Annotated in this window: 1 protein-coding gene; it reads left to right on the top strand. The window is 69.1% G+C overall.

Going from position 1 to position 207, the window contains the following annotated elements:
* Nucleotides 1-8: 8 nt before the first annotated feature.
* Nucleotides 9-207 (top strand): DUF6227 family protein (locus BZL64_RS41645; RefSeq protein WP_244205734.1); only part of this gene is annotated, 199 nt, incomplete at its 3' end.

Here is a 207-nt window from a genome sequence, read left to right as displayed (position 1 = left end):
ACGAATGTGTGAGACGCCTCGACTGCGCGCTGGCGCACGACAGCTCGCTGCACTCCGCGCACCACAGCGCGGGTCTGCACCGGGAGACGTACCGGCACACCTGGCTGCTGTCGGACGGCTCCGCGCTCACCCTGTGGGAGCTGGTCCACAACCCCACCCCGGGCGCTGAGCCGCAGCACGAGGTGTATGTGGACGAGGAGGAGTTGC

It is taken from the genome of Streptomyces bobili (assembly GCF_002154575.1).
GTDB lineage: Bacteria > Actinomycetota > Actinomycetes > Streptomycetales > Streptomycetaceae > Streptomyces > Streptomyces bobili.
Note: the sequence above shows the minus strand (reverse complement) of the source record. Positions and strands in the feature narration are given on the sequence as shown.